The following is a 16926-nucleotide window of genomic DNA, read 5'->3' as shown; positions in this document are numbered from 1 at the left end:
GTTTCTGGAAAAGTTTTATTAAAAAATTTACATGAATTAGAATTGATTTACGCTACAGAAACGGCTATTGAAAAGTTTTACGACCAAGGAGATTCTTTTTCTGGAGAATATGAAAATACAATTATTAGCAAAGATCATCTATTCATATAAAAGGGAAGTCTCTTAAAAAAGTACGCACAGACGAAATTATTTTAGTAGAAGTTGAAGAAAAGTATTGCAACATCATCAAGGAAAAAGAAAAATTTGTCATTCTCATATCACTAGTAAAAGTTTTGGAATTGCTTGATCCTTCTATATTCTGCAGAACACATCGAAATTTTATTGTCAATCTTCAAAAAATACAAGAAATCATTCCTCAAGATAATCTTAACATATTATCAAATAATTACAAAGCAACATTGAGTGGAAAATATAAAGACATCATTCATAAATTTCGCACATTAAAATAGTAAAAAACACCTTCTTTGTTTTACGATTAAAAATAGCTTTTTCTCCATCTAAAGGCTATTCTACATTTTGTTTTATTCACAACAAAAGTCTACTAATTTTGTAGATTTATAAATTCAAACATGGTTTTTATAGTGAAATTTAACAATTTAACAATTTACCTCGTCTAAATTCTCTATATTTGCAACGCTTAAAATAATGAAGTCTACCCTAAGAGACGATCCCGAATGACAGTGAAAGAAGACATATATAATCTCCAAATATCATTTAAAAACATCAGACTTATTCGCTTAAACCTACCACAAAAAGAACAATTTGTGTCTGGAATTGGTGTGCGAAATTCCCGTGAAGCCCTCATTATTGAATGGGAAGACATGGCTGGCGTAAAGGGTTATGGAGAATGTTCTTGTCGTCCTGATCCGTATTATTCCGATGAATTTATTGATGGGGCAATTGCCTTGGTGAATCAATTTATTGTTCCTTTTTTAGTAGCAGAACAAACTTTTGGTGATCTTGTGAAACTCCTTGACAAAATTCGCGGTTGGAACTTCACAAAAGCTGCGGTGGAAATGGCCGCGTTGCAAGTCATTGAAAAAAATACGGGCAAATCTCCATTTGAATTGTTACAAAATACACCTTTGACAGAAGTTCCTGTTGGGATTTCACTCGGTTTATACACAGAGTTAGACCGAATGAAAGAAGTCGTAAAAAATGCGCTACAAACTGGATACAGACGTTTAAAGTTTAAAATATCTCCGAAAGTACGTATTGACTTTTTTGAAGAAATCAATCCGATGTTATTTAAAGCTGATACTTATGTTAGTTTTGATGCTAATGGAAGTTTTGGTGATGACGATTTTGAAATCTTCAACTATTTTGCAAACACCTATCAATCTATGGTAGAACAACCGTTTGCACCTACTCGATTTGATTTGTTATTAAAAGCGAAACAAGAAAACCCAGATGTCTTTGTTTGTTATGATGAAGAAATAAAATCGCTTGGAGACGTATTAAAACTACATCATTTAGGTGTGTTGGATGAAGTCAATCTAAAAGTTGGACGTGTTGGTGGTGTCATGAAGAGTATTGACATCATTCAATACTGTGCCAAACATAACATTCCTTGTTGGATTGGCGGTATGTTTGAAACTGGTATAGGACGTACACTCAACTTGCGTATGGCTTCCTATTTACCAACTGCGCGCGCGCATGATTTAAGTCCGTCTGATCGTTATTTCTTAGAAGATATCATTGCACCAAATGTAGAAATGAACAAAGGGTATGTTTCCATTGAAAGCTTACAACATTGCCAAGTGCAACCAAATTTAATAGAAAAGTATACCATTGATGAAAAAACAATAGAAGTTACATGCTAGATTTTTACATACAAAACGCTAAAATTTGTACTGGACACAAGGAAACTGCCAAAATTGGAAATGTCGGAATCCTAAATGATCGTATTGCATGTATTCATTATATTAATGAAACTTTTGAAGTTCCTGATGCGAAAGAAACCATTGATGCTACAGGACTTATTTTAACTCCAGGATTTATTGATCCGCATGCTTCTACTGGTTTTGGATACTTTTTTCCAAACGCTGCTGATCATAAATTATACCAAGGAATTACCACCGAAATATTTGGAAACTGCGGAACATCACCTGCTCCAATTGCACCACATTTAAACAATACCATGAATCGTTTATCTAACGAAATTGGATTTCCGTTTGAATGGCGATCGCTTCAAGAATATTTTGACCAAATACAGGACAAACTACAATTCAATATAGCTACGTTAGTCGGCCATAGTACGCTTCGTGCAGGAAACATGGACGATTGGCACAATTTGCAACCATCACAACTTGAAGCTATGAAAACAGCTTTAGCTGAAGCCATGGATGAAGGCGCTTTAGGAATTTCTACAGGATTGATTTACGCGCCAGGTTGTTTTGCAGAAATGGACGAAATTGTAGATTTAGCCAAAGTAACTGCCGAAAAAGGAGGCGTATATGCTTCGCATGTGCGTAATGAACGTGACGGTTTGGAAGAAGCTGTGGAAGAAGCGCTAACTATTGGAAAACAAGCAGGAATACGCGTTTTAATTAGTCATATCAAAGCCGCAGAAAAAGAAAACTGGGGAAAGATTCCGAAAATCCTTAAAATGCTCGAGGAATATAATGAAACAAGTGAATTACAAGCCGCTTGTGATGTATATCCGTATACTGCTGTATCTACCAAATTGCGTGCATTTATTCCAAAATATATGCTACAAGATGGAATTGCCGCAGTTGCAGACAAAATGAAAGATGCAGAAAATGTTGCAGCTATTGCAACATGGATTGAGAAGAAAGATTACGACATGTCACGCATGTTGATCATTTCAGATGATTTAACCGATTATTACAATAAAAACGTTTCTGAAATTGCTGAAGAACAAAATATTACCCTTGCGCAAGCTGTGGCTGATATTTTAGCGGCAAGTACAGAAACATGGGTTGTATATCATTGCATTGATCAAAAAGATATTGATACCGCTGTAATGTGGCCACATGCTATGATTTGTACAGATTCTTGGAGTTACCCTATCAATGCACCAAAGAGTATTGGACAACCACATCCAAGATCGTATGGAGCTTTTACTGAATTTTTACAACGTTTTGTCATTGATGAAAAAATGTTGAGTTGGGAAGAAGCTATTCACAAAGTTACCTATTTGCCTGCTGAGTTTTTTCAACTAAAACACAGAGGTTTGATTGAAAAAGACTATTACGCTGATATTGTATTGTTTGATCCGAATACTGTAAAGGCAAATGCCACCTATTTATCTCCAAGAGAATTATCATCAGGAGTAGAACATTTATGGGTCAATGGTTCGCATCTTATTCAACACAAAGAAATAAAAGATACGACGCCAGGAAAAGTATTGACATTGAAAGATTGAAATGCAAAAAAGTACAGAAATAAGAGAAGCTACCAATTCTGATTATCAGAATATTGCTGACATATATAATGAATACATTAAACTTGGGACTTCCAATATGGAAGAAACCTTGAAAACCACTGCAGACATTGCAGCTTGGGTACAAAAATTCCACGATCGGGAAAAATTATATGTCTATACAGACAATGACATTGTGATTGGTTGGGGAATTATAAAACGCTACAGCGATAGAGAAGGTTACCGTTTTGCTTGTGAAACCGCCGTATATTTCACCGAAACGGAATTGGGAAAAGGCTATGGAACACAAATGAAAAAATTTGTAATTGACGAATGTAAACGATTACAATATAAGCATTTGGTCGCCAAAGTTTTTGCAACTAATACGGCAAGTATTGCGTATAATGAAAAATTGGGTTACACCATTGTAGGACGCCAACATCAAATTGGATACCGAAACAGACAATGGTTAGACATGATTATCATGCAATATGTAATAGAATAAATGATCAACTTAAAAAATCAGAAAGGACATGATGTTACAAGAAGAAGTTTTAGCACCTGCTTTAGAAACCCTGAAAACATTAATACAAGATGCAATTGACAGTGGAGAAAAAGTCACTGCTTCCAATATTAAGGAATTTGTAGAGCAAGCTCAAATTACACAAAAAGATTTGGAAGCGTATGCCGATTTCGATCATCCAATTGAAGATGGATATGGACGTAAAATGATTTATGATGGTGGAAAGTTTGAAATTATGGCAATGTCTTGGAATCCGGGTGATTATTCTTCTATTCACAATCATGGGTATACGCAATGGGGCGTAGTGCAAGTATTTGGAAATGTACACCACTTCATTTATCAAAATAGAAACAATCAACTGCGTTTTGCTAAAAAAGAAATTTTGACTTCTGGTTCTATAGTAAAAGTGGTAAACGCAATGATTCACCAAATGGGAAATCCTTCTACAGAACGTTATATGACTTTACATATTTATGGATCTTGTGAAAAATCTGGTGATATTACAGCCGATGCTAAAAATTATGAACTGGAACACGATCGTGTAAATCATACGACTGGTGGTGCTTTTTTCAATTTGCCACAGGATCAAATTTATGATTTTGAACCATGCCCAAATCCAACAGACGATGTGTTCATCAATTATGCAAAATTAATGATCGATTATTATCACCGTCAAGAACAAACTCCTGAAATCATTGAATTAAAAGAAAACTTGATGAAGAAATTATACGAACGTATTGGACTCTCGTAAGTAAGTCTTCCGTTTTTTAAATTTATATAAAGAGACTGTCTAAAGCTTTTAGGCAATCTCTTTTTTTTACTTATACGTTTTCTTCAAACAAAAAGTAAGGCAATAACTCTTCTTTTCTTCTCAAAAAAGGCTATATTTAATAAGAAAATTTGACACAAAACTAGCTTTATTTATATGTAATCTCATGAAAATAAGCTGCTGCTAATGAATCACATTAAATGAAAAGAAAAATACTTACCATCCTTATTTTAGTAGTTTCGCTAGGTCTAATAAGCTATAATAGTTCATCCATAGATGATGTAGCTACTATCAAAAGTAACTTACCTCCACTCGAAATTTATATTGTTGATCAAGATAGTATGCCAAAAGATGCTGGTATTCCTAATACATCATATACAGCATCTATTCTTATTGTTGATAATGAAAAGAAGCAAGTTTTTGGTCCTTACAAAGGAAGCAGTTACCCAAATTCTCAAGAAACCGAACCTGGTTCAGACAAACCTAATACCATAGATACAGGAATTCATTTATTTAATAATTTATATGGACATAGAAGTGGGACAGTTAAAGGATTAAATCTAATCAACAAGGAAGAGCAACGAGAAACAGACGGCTATTCTTGGACTCATAAACCCGCTGCAATGACGTATGTGAATGTTCATGAAGGATATTCTGATTTAGGAAATTACAATAGTAGAGGTTCTTTAGGTTGTGTCACCATTCAACCAGATCAAGTAGATGAATTTTGGAAGCACTTCGATTTTAGTATTGATGGAACAAAAGGAACATCAAAAGGTGTTGCCTTTGTTTTTAGAGAAACAGAAGAAAAAAGAGAACAACTAATTAAGGCTATTCAAAATGTATACTAATAAATCACTCTTAGTCATCATCGTATTGTTAAGCTTGTTTAGTTGTATAAAAGCACCTAAAGGAAGTGCTGAGGCCATTCGTGCTAATTCATTAAATGATTCTATTGAACGAAAAATACAACTTATCAATGCCAAATTAGATGCTATTGGCAAAAAAGTTGGAATCAATTTAGATACGATTAAATTGAAAGAAACTACCAATGAAACTTCTTCATATTTAGACAGTATTCGATCAAAAATGCATGTAGCTTACCAAAATGCACAATCGGAAACAACGGAACCTACTCCACTCGCTATAAAAGATACAACATCACTTTGCACGCCATGCGATATGGAATTTTTAGTATATTTAGATAAAAAGGAAGATTATAGCAAATATGATGTCCAAGTCTTAATGTGCCTTGATGACAATGGTGTTTGTGACGATTCTGCCGAATTTACAACCTACTACAACGAAGTTGTTTTTAAGGTATTTAAGAAGAAAATTAAAACGATGTCTCCAAGTGACATTAAAGAGTATTTAAAAGATAATGAACTAAATCTTGAGTTTTTAAATCCTGTAATTGACAAAAACTCTAGTTCTTTCTTAGACTCTTTGAAAGCGAGAATCAAAGAAAAATAAAGCCAAATTAAACCATTGTTTCTTGATTAAAAGTTGGTATATTCACTCAAATTCTTTTTAAAAAAACTTAACGAATGCATCAAAAAAATAGTTTTCTACTTTTCTGCTTATTTTTAGTACATACTTTTTGTTTAGCTCAAGAGAAAAATATTCAAAAAAAGCCTATCACTATTGGGGAATCTGTAAGTTTTTCTTCAACAATTCTCAACCAACAACGGATTCTTAACATCTATCTTCCTGAGAGTTATTCGAAAGAAGCATCCAAAAAATACCCTGTAATTTATTTATTTGATGGATCTATAAATGAAGATTTTATTCATATTGCTGGTTTGGTTCAATTTGGTTCTTTTTCTTGGATTAAGATGGTTCCAGAATCTATTGTCGTTGGTATCGGAAATACTGATCGCAAACACGATTTTACTTTTCCAACAACGAATAAAAAAGATAAAGAAGAATTTCCGACTACTGGTGGTTCAGAAAAATTTATCAAATTCATAGCAAATGAGTTGCAACCTTATATTGATAAAAATTATAGAGTTACCAATACACGAACACTTATAGGACAATCACTTGGCGGATTGTTGGCTACTGAAATTTTATTTAAAAAACCTGAATTGTTTGATAATTATATTATTGTAAGTCCAAGTTTATGGTGGGACAATGAATCGTTATTAAGCTACCAACCTTCAACTTTTACAAAGAAAAAAGCAATTTATATCGCCGTTGGGAAAGAAGGAAAAATTATGGAACGTATTGCCAAAGAGCTGCATAATAAGCTTAATATTGAAGGAAAGAAAAACTATACATTAAATTTTAAATTTCTTGAAGCGCAAAGTCATGGAGACGCATTGCACTTGGCAGTATACGGAGCTTTTGAAGCTATATTCAAGAAAACAGAATAAGTCAATTTTCCTCATATACTTTTGAATAAAAATATAAAAGGGAATCCGTTGTATACATAAAAGCTACTGTAAAAAAGTTTTATACTTTTTTATACGAAGTTCACATGTCAAGTTCATATATTTTTATTCATATTTATTATCATTAGTGGGCATTTAAAACCTGTCCTCTAAATGGAGGAATGATCAAGAAAATCAGATTTTAACTTTTCATTTTTAGCTAAGATTCAAAAAAATATGTTCTTCAAAAGAAACTTAATTGGAAAGTTTATTTATGAAATTATTCAAAGAATACTTCTGTTTTTTTCATTTTTAGGAAATTTTAGAGAAAACATGCATACTAAAACCCTAATCGCTGAAAGTATTCTTAATCGTTTAAAGAATAAGTAAGTATTTTAGTGTTAATATTAGTGACTGATGGATAATCTTTTAACTTATTTAATTCTTCAATTTTCGATAAGAATACATCTTTACGCATATCTTCAATAAGGTGCACTAAAAATGAAATATAGTGTTCTTTATTTTCAAGCTCATTCATTTGTGCTATGTAGTTACTAGTCTATTTAGATAAATATTCATTTTTCATAACATCATTTGGACTATTCTCTTTCTTACTTTTAAAATTTTCAATCACTTCATCAGGAGATTCATAGATAAGATTAATTATTCGCTCTCTAAAACCCTCAACATATCTTTTAGGAACGGAAATAGAAATGTTTTGTGGCAAATCAAACTTGAGAATTGTTTCTGCTTTTTCCTTAATAAAAAGTAAATAACTTATCATATTATACCATGGAATAGAAGTAGAAACAATGATTAATTTTATGCACTTGTAATATGTTTAAAAAATCGGGCAATTTTCGGGCAATTTTAACAAGAAAGGCTTTCAGTTTCCTGAAAGCCTTTGTTTTCTTGTGATCGCGACAGGATTCGAACCTGTGACCGTCTGCTTAGAAGGCAGATGCTCTATCCAGCTGAGCTACGCGACCATTGCTCTATTTTGCAAATTTTGAGTGACCGTCTACTTAGAAAGTAGATACTCACTTGTTTCAAATTTGTCGGGGTGGCAGGATTCGAACCTGCGACCTCCGCGTCCCAAACGCGGCGCGATAACCGGGCTACGCTACACCCCGAAAATTTTTAATTCATAATTTATCAAAAAAAGCGGAGAGACCGGGATTCGAACCCGGGCATCCCTAAGGATGACAGCTTAGCAGGCTGCTGCATTACCACTCTGCCACCTCTCCAATATTATTTTATGATTTAAGAACTTGCACAATTGTGAAATTGCGGTTGCAAATGTAACTGTTCATTTTATATCAAGCAACTATTTATGTATTTTTTTAGTCTTTTTTTTCTATTTTTTTTCCAATAATTTAATTTTCAATTATCTACTGATTATTCTGGATATTCAATTCGTAAATGGTAGATGTTGTTTAATTTCTTTTTTAGCACTTTTTTTATGGCAACAATTTCCTTTAAGGTTATATCTGCATTCATAAATTGTTGGGCGTCCATTTGTTTGTCAATAATGCGTTCTACAAATTGATCAATTTTTTGAGAAGTTGGCTCTTTTAAACTTTTAGAAGCTGCTTCTACCGAATCTGCCATCATCAAAATTGCCGTTTCTTTAGAAAATGGGATCGGACCAGGATATTGAAACTTTTCTTTTGCTACATCTTCATCTAGTTCTTTTGCTTTTTGATAGAAGTAATATACTGTAGATGTTCCGTGATGTGTTCTAATGAAATCAATGATTCTATCTGGTAATTTGTTGCTTTTTGCAATTTCAATTCCATCCAATACATGATCAATAATGGTTTTAGCACTTTCATCAGGTGCTAATTCATCATGCGGATTTACAGAAGTTGCTTGATTTTCTATAAAAAACGTCGGATTGTTCATTTTCCCAATATCATGATACAAAGCTCCTACTCTGATTAACATGGTATTGGCTCCTATTTCACTTGCTGCAGCTTCCGCTAGATTTGCTACTTGAAGTGAATGATGAAAAGTTCCAGGTGCTTCATTCGCAAGTCGTTTCAATAATTTTGAATTGGTATCTGAAAGTTCTAACAGAGACACGTCAGACACTAATCCAAACATCTTTTCATAAATATAAATTAATGGCTGCACAAATAAAGTTGCCAATCCACACAACATAAATTGCGTAAAGTACACCCATATTACATGTAAGTTTCCTGATTCATTTCTACTAAAGACTTCTGAAAACTTAATTCCTCCTTCATGCGTAATATAGAAGGCAAAATACGCTACGATATAGATCAATGTAATCTGTCCAACAGAAATGAAGAGATTTGCTCTTTTATACAGCTCTGAAACGGTTAAAATCGTTACAATTCCGGCAATAATTTGTAAAAAGATATACTCTGAACTGTTTGGTACAATAAATCCTAGTAATAGTACCGTAAGCACATGCGCAAATACCCCTAGTCGTGCATCAAAGAACGCTTTGAGAATAAGAGGTAAAATACACAAAGGTACAATGTAAACGTAATTAGAATCGTATTTTACAACCAAAGTGGTCAATACAATCATGAATACAATGTTCATGAAAATGAAGGTGACTTTATTGTTGTTTTCATAAATCTCTGGACGGTATTTTCGAATAAACAATAACAACATCATTAAAGCTAGTGCAACTAAAATACTATATCCAAATACAATCCAATTGTAGTTTGACTCATTCCAAACCTGCGATTCGTATTCTTTTTTAAGCGAGTTTAACTGTTCTAGTTTTTGACCTTCTACAACTTCACCTTTAGCAATAATCCGAATACCTTTTTGCACATTTCCTCGTGTTGGTGAAATTTGACTTAACTCTTCTGCTAGTAATGAATTTGTATATTCTTGATTGATTGTCACATTTGGCTCTATAATTTCAAAAAAGAGATTATCTAAGAGCGTTTCATATTTTTCAAGACCTTCACGTTCTACAAATTTATTAATATAATTTTGAAGACTATTTAACCTAATAAATTGGTTGTAACTTACCGTTCCTCGATCAATATTATTCTCCATTAACACAACTAACTTGTCAAGCTTAGATTCATCAACAGAAACGATAACTCCATTTCGATAAAAATTACTTAACAACCGACTTGTCTTGCGTTTCAGATTATTATAATTGTTTATATCAATGGTACTATCAATAGAGAATAGCTGGTTGAATTGTGTTTCAAAGTTATTTGTTACACGTGTTACAACTTCGCTATCATATTCGTAATATGTTTTTGCATTCGTTGTAAGTCTCGCTTTTTCAGCTTCTACTCCTTCAGTTGTTTTTATAATAGGAAAATCAAAAGGTGCTATTAAGGTTTCATACTGCCAAGGTTTTCCTTTTTGAAACTCATATTGAAACTTTCCTCCTTTCGGAAAAAGATATACTACTAAAACTGTGGTAAGAATGTGTAAAAGTAGTTTATATATAAACGATTGATTCTTATATAACTTAGTGATGAGCTGCTTCATTAAACGAATATAGATATTATTCAAAAGTAATAAAATTAACCGTATCTTATTTTTTAATTGGAATGAACCAAGATAAATTGAAAACTACTAACCAGAACAAATACAATCGAAAAAAGTAAGTGTTCATTTAAAACTAAACTTGTTAATCATATTTTGACAATTTAAATTTATCCCTATATTCAGTATCTTTTATTGCTTAATTGATAATTTATACGGATATCTTCTAAAAAATAATTAAATTCGCAGCTATTAAACTATAAGCAAAAATCATGAGTAAAAAAGTTGTAATTGTTGCAGCTGCAAGAACTCCAATTGGAAGTTTTTTAGGCGCTTTATCCACTATACCTGCTCCAAAGTTAGGAGCAACAGCTATTAAAGGTGCATTAGCACAAATTAATTTAGCTCCAGAACACGTTGAAGAAGTGATTATGGGGAATGTTGTACAAGCTGGTACTGGACAAGCTCCTGCAAGACAAGCCGCAATTTTTGCTGGAATTCCAGATACAGTTCCTTGTACTACTGTAAATAAAGTATGTGCTTCAGGAATGAAAGCTGTAATGCAAGCAGCACAAGCAATCGCCTTAGGTGATGCCGATATTGTAGTTGCTGGAGGAATGGAAAACATGAGTTTAATTCCACACTACCGCCACGCAAGAAGTGCTACCAAATTTGGACCTGCTAAGATGGAAGATGGAATGCAGAAAGATGGTTTGGTAGATGTATATGACAATGTTGCCATGGGTGTTTGTGCAGATGCGTGTGCTACAGAGTATGAATTCTCTAGAGAAGACCAAGATGCTTTTGCAATTCAATCATACGAGCGTTCTGCTAAAGCATGGGCAGATGGAAAATTTGCAAATGAAGTTATTCCTGTAGATGTACCTCAACGACGTGGAGAACCTATTGTTGTGAATGAAGATGAAGAGTATAAGAATGTAAAAATGGAAAAGATTCCTAATTTACGTGCTGCTTTCACAAAAGATGGAACGGTAACAGCTGCCAATGCTTCTACAATTAATGATGGTGCTGGAGCAATGGTATTAATGAGTGAAGAAAAAGCTGCTGAACTAGGATTAACTCCTTTAGCAACAGTAAAAGGATATGCAGATGCTGCTCACGAACCAAAATGGTTTACAACAGCACCTGCCAAAGCACTTCCAAAAGCATTAGCAAAAGCTGGTGTAAGCATTGACGATGTTGATTATTTTGAATTCAACGAAGCATTCTCTGTAGTTGGATTGGCAAATATGAAGATTCTTGGATTATCAGATGATAAAGTAAATGTAAATGGTGGAGCTGTTTCTTTAGGACATCCGTTAGGTTGCTCAGGAGTACGTATCTTAATTACTTTATTGAATGTATTAGCTCAAAATGATGCAAAAATTGGAGCTGCAGCTATCTGTAATGGTGGTGGTGGTGCTTCTGCATTTGTGATTGAAAGAGCGTAATTTTCAACTCAAAAAAACACCCGGTTTTAATACATGCAATACGGAATTTGCAATTTAAGTATTGTTCCGCTTCGTGCAGAACCTAACGATATGAGTGAACTTGTATCGCAAGTACTGTATGGAGAACATTTTAAAGTACTAGAACAACGCAAAAAATGGAGTCGCATTCGTATTGCTTTTGATAAGTATGAAGGTTGGATTGATAATAAACAGTATTTAGAAATTAGCGAAGCCATTTATAAAGAAAAAGACAAAGAAGATTTGGTTTTGTCTTCGGATTTGGTAGAGTTTATTACCGATGACTCGCACTTGATGCCAATTCCTATTGGAGCTGTATTAAATTCTATGGAATTACTTTCGCATCAACATGACGGAAATACAGTTAGTGGTATTGTAGCAAAAGAAAATATTGTAAAAACATCGTATATGTATTTAGGTGCGCCGTATTTATGGGGCGGAAAAACACCTTTCGGAATTGATTGCTCTGGCTTTACTCAAATGGTATATAAATTGAATGGCTATAAATTATTAAGAGATGCTTCTCAACAAGCTACACAAGGTGAACCTTTGAGTTTTATAGAAGAAAGTGAACCTGGTGATTTAGCATTTTTTGACAATGAAGAAGGAAATATTATTCATGTTGGTATCATCATGGAGAATAATTATATCATTCATGCACACGGCAAAGTTCGCATTGATCGTATTGACCATTCAGGAATTTTCAATGTAGAAACCAATCGACATACACACAGACTTCGTGTGATAAAAAAGATCATTTAAAATTTATTTTTGATACAAAAAAAACCTCGTAATTACGAGGTTTTTTAGTTTTATAAAGTCTGGAATTACTGTCCTAACTCAGCTAATTTAGCTTTTACTTTTTTGAATTTATCATCTTCTCCTAAGAAAGAATACAATCCTTTTAATTGCTTTAAGATACTTACATCATCTGGAACACTTTCAATAATTCCTTCTAAGATTGTCAATGACTTTTTGTATAATAAAGTTTGCTGCTCTTTGTACTCGTCAAATTTCTTATTGTCAGCAGAAGAAGTTCCTAGTTCGTTCATTTTATCAACCACTTCAGAAGCTTCATCTAAATATGTTTTGGATAAGTTAACACCTGCATTCACATATCCTGGGTCTAATTCTAATACTTTTTTGTAAGCTTGACGCGCTTCTTCAATATCTCCATTCTCCGCACTAATTACTCCAATATTGTAATAAGAGTCTACATCATTAGGGTTTTTAGTGATAATCTCTTTCATGATTTCTTTGAACTTAGCTGTATCTCCCATCTTGTAGTAGATGTTACCTTTTGTCAATAAAAGAGAAGGATCATCTGGATTTATGGCAATTGCTTCTTCTACTGCTGCTAAAGCCTTATCATTATCTCCAACATGGTTTGTATAAATCCAAGAGATATTCTTTACGATTTCTGGCAATCTAGATTTTGTCTTTTCTTGTGTAGGACTTGCATGTGATTTTGATCTTACAGATAAATCTCTAACTGTCTTATCTTGAAAAGGTTCTTTCTTTCCTGTAGACACATTGATTGCGTAATACTGAGTTTTTACACCTGTATACTTGGCGTTTTTTAACTCTTCGTAGTATTTTAAAGCAGTATCATAGTCTTTTCCAGAAATTGAGTTAGAAGCAGCATAGTATAAGAAATCCTTATTTTCTGGTTGCAACGTATACGTCAAATGTAAAAGGTCAGAAGCTTTAGAATAGTCTTTAGCATTTTGTGCATTGATTGCTTTATCCACCATTTTACTAATCATTGTTTGTAAATTTGGCTTCGCTTGCTTTGTATACTTAAATTCTTTTTGCTCTCTTTCAAAAGCTAGTAATTTATTATACGCTTCTCCAGCAGTCTTTAGAGAAGCATCTGCATCCATTCCTTTGTCAGCTAAATCTTGGTATGTTTTACCTTTTAAAAAGTAATATTTTGCTTTGTATTTAGCATCAGCGCTTTCAATAGTAGATGAAATACTCTTAAGCATATCTTTTGCTTCAACTGTATTTCCTTTTTTTAATGCTCTCTCAGCGGCTTTTAATTCTTTCTTTTGTGCAAAAGAAAAGGCTGTAATCAACAGTGCTGAAAAAATTAAAATTGTCTTCTTCATTTTGTTAATGTTTAAAATAATTGAGGTTTTATTTATTATTATTCTTGTGATTCTTGATCACTATTGTTATCCATATCAACTGCCGTGCCATTTTCTGGAGTCTCAGTGTTTTCAACATCTTCCGCTCCTTCTTCTTCCTCCTGTTGTCCATTTCGAACTTTAGCAACAGATGCGATTGAATCTTTCCCTTTTATATTAATGAGTCGAACTCCTTGCGTAGCTCTACCCATAACTCGTAAATCAGATACAGCCATTCGTATAGCAATTCCTGATTTGTTGATGATCATTAAACCATCTTCATCAGTTACGTTTTTAATGGCTACTAAGTTACCTGTTTTTTCCGTAACAGAAATAGTCTTCACACCTTTCCCACCACGATTTGTGATTCGGTAATCTTCTAAGCTTGATCGTTTTCCGTATCCGTTTTCAGAAACAACTAAAATATTGCTCTCCATATCGTTTACAGCAACCATCCCTACGACTTCATCATTTTCATCTGCTAAGGTAATTCCACGAACTCCAGAAGCATTTCTTCCCATTGGACGCGTTTTCTCTTCTTCGAAACGAATTGCCTTTCCAGATTTTACTGCCAACATTACTTGACTGTTTCCTGTTGTTAACTTCGCTTCTAGTAACTCATCACCTTCTTTAATAGTAATAGCGTTGATACCGTTGGTACGCGGACGAGAATATTGCTCTAATGGAGTTTTCTTCACTTGTCCTTTCTTTGTAGCCATGATCACATAATGATTGTTAATGTAATCTTCATCTTTTAAGTTTTGCGTACAGATAAATGCTTTTACTTTATCTTCTTTATCTATGTTGATTAAGTTTTGTATCGCTCTACCTTTTGATGTTTTGCTTCCTTCTGGAATTTCATATACACGCATCCAGAAACATTTCCCTGTTTGTGTAAAGAATAACATGTATTGGTGATTGGTTCCAACAAATAGATGCTCTAGAAAATCTTCATTTCGGGTTGCACTACCTTTTTGCCCAACTCCACCTCTATTCTGCTTTTTATATTCTGTTAATGAAGTACGTTTGATATAACCAGCATGTGAAATTGTAATTACTACTTTTTCATCTGGAATTAAATCTTCAATACTTACATCTCCACCAGCATATTCGATCATCGAACGTCTTTCGTCACCGTACTTATCTTTAATAATAGCCAGCTCATCTTTAATGATAGCCATTCTTCTTGACTTATTTGCCAAAATATCACGGTAATCTTCTATACTCTTCATGATGTCGTCATACTCAGCACGCAACTTGTCTTGTTCTAGACCTGTCAACTGACGTAATCGCATTTCAACAATTGCTTTCGCTTGAATTTCTGTCAATTCAAAACGTTTGATCAAGTTGTTACGAGCATCTTCAGCGTTTTGCGAACCACGAATAATTGCTATTACCTCATCAATATTATCAGAAGCAATAATCAATCCTTCTAATATATGAGCACGTTCTTCCGCTTTCTTAAGTTCGTATTGTGTTCTTCTAGTTACTACCTCATGTCTGTGCTCTACAAAATGATGAATCATATCTTTCAGATTCAACAATTGTGGACGTCCTTTTACTAAGGCAATATTGTTAACACTAAATGAAGATTGTAATGCGGTATACTTATACAATTTGTTAAGAACGATATTTGGAATCGCATCACGTTTTAAGATATAAACGATACGCATTCCTTTACGATCCGATTCGTCACGAATGGAAGAAATTCCATCTATTTTTTTGTCGTTAATCAAATCAGCAGTTTTCTTAATCATGTCTGCCTTATTGACTTGATATGGAATTTCAGAAACAATGATACATTCTCTTCCTTGAACTTCTTCCATGACAGCTTTTCCACGCATGACAACACGTCCACGTCCTGTCTTAAACGCTTCGCGAACACCATCGTATCCATAGATAATTCCTCCTGTAGGGAAATCTGGTGCTTTTACATGTTGAATTAATTCATCGATTTCGATATCATTATTATCGATGTACGCATGAATTCCATCTACAACTTCAGACAAGTTGTGTGGTGGCATATTTGTTGCCATACCAACGGCAATACCAGAAGCTCCATTAATTAATAATCCTGGAACTCGTGTAGGCAATACAGTTGGTTCTTTTAAAGTATCATCAAAGTTTAAAGAATGATCTACGGTGTCTTTGTCAATATCTGCCAACATATCATCTGATATCTTGCGCATTCTTGCTTCCGTATAACGCATTGCTGCAGGACTATCTCCATCAATAGAACCGAAGTTTCCTTGTCCGTCTACTAACATATAACGCAAACTCCATTCTTGCGCCATACGAACCATAGCATCGTATACAGAGGTATCTCCATGTGGGTGATACTTACCTAATACTTCTCCTACGATTCTTGCAGATTTCTTGTGAGCGGAACTAGACCTTACTCCGAGTTCATGCATTCCAAAAAGTACTCTACGATGTACGGGTTTCATACCATCTCTTACATCTGGAAGTGCACGTGACACAATGACTGACATCGAATAATCGATGTAAGCAGACTTCATCTCATCTTCAATATTAATGGGGATTAACTTTTCTCCTTCTGCCATGTATTTTAAGTTTTAATATTTCGAGTTTTACAAATCGGGTCAATATACAACATTTACTAGTATTCAGCGAGGATTTAGCCAGTCATTTTAGGGTTTTTTTATTAACAATTTTTAATAAGTTTTTTAATAATTCCATATGATATTCTGTGATTTCTGTTTTTTTTTCGTCTAATGCAATAAATATACTTTCATCACGGAACAATTTTTGTATTATTCAGTTTGAAGT

14 protein-coding genes and 3 tRNA genes are annotated in these 16926 nt (G+C 33.7%); 10 read left to right on the top strand and 7 right to left on the bottom strand.

Annotated features, from left to right (window positions below; genetic code table 11):
• The first annotated feature begins 140 nt into the window (after positions 1–140).
• From MK119_RS24250 to MK119_RS07225, 8 genes are all read left to right on the top strand, one after another.
• Positions 141–449 carry a LytTR family DNA-binding domain-containing protein gene (locus MK119_RS24250; protein WP_366512781.1) on the top strand — a complete coding sequence of 103 codons (309 nt, stop codon included), beginning with the start codon at positions 141–143 and terminating at the stop codon, positions 447–449.
• A gap of 225 nt (positions 450–674) precedes the next feature.
• Positions 675–1823, top strand: coding sequence for an o-succinylbenzoate synthase (menC, locus tag MK119_RS07255; protein ID WP_290672345.1), 1149 nt, complete (start codon positions 675–677; stop codon positions 1821–1823).
• On the top strand, positions 1817–3388 hold the full coding sequence (locus MK119_RS07250; RefSeq protein ID WP_290672343.1) for an amidohydrolase family protein: 1572 nt from the start codon (positions 1817–1819) through the stop codon (positions 3386–3388). The genes menC and MK119_RS07250 overlap by 7 nt, the downstream gene beginning before the upstream one ends.
• Position 3389: 1 nt before the next feature.
• Positions 3390–3890, top strand: coding sequence for a GNAT family N-acetyltransferase (locus MK119_RS07245; protein ID WP_290672340.1), 501 nt, complete (start codon positions 3390–3392; stop codon positions 3888–3890).
• Between the two features lie 28 nt (positions 3891–3918).
• Complete coding sequence (locus MK119_RS07240) at positions 3919–4659, top strand: cysteine dioxygenase family protein (RefSeq protein WP_290672337.1); 741 nt, start codon at positions 3919–3921, stop codon at positions 4657–4659.
• 218 nt (positions 4660–4877) lie between these two features.
• Positions 4878–5528 (top strand): hypothetical protein, encoded by a 651-nt coding sequence (locus MK119_RS07235; protein WP_290672334.1) that lies wholly within the window; start codon positions 4878–4880, stop codon positions 5526–5528.
• Positions 5518–6150, top strand: coding sequence for a hypothetical protein (locus tag MK119_RS07230; protein ID WP_290672331.1), 633 nt, complete (start codon positions 5518–5520; stop codon positions 6148–6150). The genes MK119_RS07235 and MK119_RS07230 overlap by 11 nt, the downstream gene beginning before the upstream one ends.
• Before the next feature lie 74 nt (positions 6151–6224).
• Positions 6225–7052, top strand: a complete 828-nt coding sequence (locus MK119_RS07225) for an alpha/beta hydrolase-fold protein (RefSeq protein WP_290672328.1) — start codon at positions 6225–6227, stop codon at positions 7050–7052.
• A gap of 556 nt (positions 7053–7608) precedes the next feature.
• Here the strand turns inward: MK119_RS07225 and MK119_RS07220 are convergent.
• The 5 genes from MK119_RS07220 to MK119_RS07200 all read right to left on the bottom strand — a co-directional run bounded on the left by MK119_RS07220 (position 7609) and on the right by MK119_RS07200 (position 10541).
• Positions 7609–7833 (bottom strand): hypothetical protein, encoded by a 225-nt coding sequence (locus MK119_RS07220; protein ID WP_290672326.1) that lies wholly within the window; start codon positions 7831–7833, stop codon positions 7609–7611.
• Between the two features lie 131 nt (positions 7834–7964).
• Positions 7965–8038: transfer RNA gene (locus MK119_RS07215), tRNA-Arg, on the bottom strand.
• A gap of 69 nt (positions 8039–8107) precedes the next feature.
• Positions 8108–8182, bottom strand: a tRNA-Pro gene (locus tag MK119_RS07210).
• 32 nt (positions 8183–8214) lie between these two features.
• A tRNA-Ser gene (locus MK119_RS07205) sits at positions 8215–8296 on the bottom strand.
• 151 nt (positions 8297–8447) lie between these two features.
• Complete coding sequence (locus MK119_RS07200) at positions 8448–10541, bottom strand: HDIG domain-containing metalloprotein (RefSeq protein ID WP_290672323.1); 2094 nt, start codon at positions 10539–10541, stop codon at positions 8448–8450.
• A gap of 269 nt (positions 10542–10810) precedes the next feature.
• Between MK119_RS07200 and MK119_RS07195 the strand changes: the two genes are divergently transcribed.
• Both MK119_RS07195 and MK119_RS07190 read left to right on the top strand, forming a co-directional pair.
• Positions 10811–11989 (top strand): acetyl-CoA C-acyltransferase, encoded by a 1179-nt coding sequence (locus tag MK119_RS07195; RefSeq protein ID WP_290672320.1) that lies wholly within the window; start codon positions 10811–10813, stop codon positions 11987–11989.
• 33 nt (positions 11990–12022) lie between these two features.
• Positions 12023–12769, top strand: a complete 747-nt coding sequence (locus tag MK119_RS07190) for a C40 family peptidase (RefSeq protein ID WP_290672317.1) — start codon at positions 12023–12025, stop codon at positions 12767–12769.
• A gap of 65 nt (positions 12770–12834) precedes the next feature.
• Here MK119_RS07190 and MK119_RS07185 read toward each other — a convergent pair whose 3' ends face one another.
• Both MK119_RS07185 and gyrA read right to left on the bottom strand, forming a co-directional pair.
• Positions 12835–14118: a tetratricopeptide repeat protein gene (locus MK119_RS07185; RefSeq protein ID WP_290672314.1), complete on the bottom strand. Its 1284-nt coding sequence runs from the start codon at positions 14116–14118 to the stop codon at positions 12835–12837.
• Positions 14119–14156: 38 nt separating this feature from the next.
• The gene (gene gyrA / locus MK119_RS07180; protein ID WP_290672311.1) at positions 14157–16700 is read right to left on the bottom strand and encodes a DNA gyrase subunit A; all 2544 of its coding nucleotides are present in this window, start codon (positions 16698–16700) and stop codon (positions 14157–14159) included.
• Positions 16701–16926 lie beyond the last annotated feature (226 nt).

Origin of the sequence: Kordia sp. (assembly GCF_022447245.1) — a bacterium.
Taxonomy (GTDB): domain Bacteria; phylum Bacteroidota; class Bacteroidia; order Flavobacteriales; family Flavobacteriaceae; genus Kordia.
This window is presented reverse-complemented; position numbering and strand designations above follow the sequence as displayed.